General features: G+C 72.3%; 1 protein-coding gene and 1 pseudogene. One reads left to right on the top strand and one right to left on the bottom strand.

Annotated elements, in window-relative coordinates:
* Positions 1-320: 320 nt before the first annotated feature.
* Positions 321-433 (bottom strand): annotated as a pseudogene (locus O3Q52_RS53905) (IS3 family transposase); the annotation flags it as partial.
* On the opposite strand from O3Q52_RS53905, the gene O3Q52_RS53900 reads away from it, so the two are divergent.
* Positions 408-603 (top strand): hypothetical protein (locus O3Q52_RS53900; protein WP_269655652.1); only part of this gene is annotated, 196 nt, incomplete at its 3' end. The pseudogene O3Q52_RS53905 and the gene O3Q52_RS53900 overlap by 26 nt on opposite strands.

The following is a 603-nucleotide window of genomic DNA, read 5'->3' as shown; positions in this document are numbered from 1 at the left end:
CGCATCCTGCTCGGCATCCTGATCATCGTGCTGGTCAGCGTGGGCGCACTGAGCCCGAACGCGGCCGAGTCGGCAGGCTGAGCGAGGGCTTCCGAGCGACAGACCCATGCCCTGATCTAGAGATTTCTAGAGGCAATTCGAGCTCCCTCGGCTTGATCGTCTCCCATTCGTCTCCCACTCCACTCCCACAGCTGGGCAGAGGGAGGCCGGCAGCCGGCCACCACCTCGCGCTGACGTACCCGGGGCCGGTCGGTCCCGGGGTCGGGGCGGGTGGTGCGGGGGGTCTTGGCCCGGGTCACCCCGCACGGTCCGGCCGCGTGCATGAGGCGCTCGACCGTGCAGCGAGCGGCCTCGCGCCCTCACGCAGGAGGGCGGCGTGGACCTTGCGGGGTCCGTAGACGCCGTGGTTGGCCTCGTGGATCCGGCGTATCTCGTTGGTGGTCTCCTGCGTCTCGCAGGCTGCGGGCCGAGGGCGGGCGGCTGCGCACCGGGCCCGCCGCGAACGCGCCGTCACCGTATGGGCCCGCCTCGCCGTACTGGCCACCGCCGAGGACCGCCGCACCGACGAGCTGCACCACCTCACCCGCGACGGTGCCCGACCCG

The organism is Streptomyces sp. ActVer (assembly GCF_027270795.1).
GTDB classification, from domain to species: domain Bacteria; phylum Actinomycetota; class Actinomycetes; order Streptomycetales; family Streptomycetaceae; genus Streptomyces; species Streptomyces umbrinus_A.
This window is presented reverse-complemented; position numbering and strand designations above follow the sequence as displayed.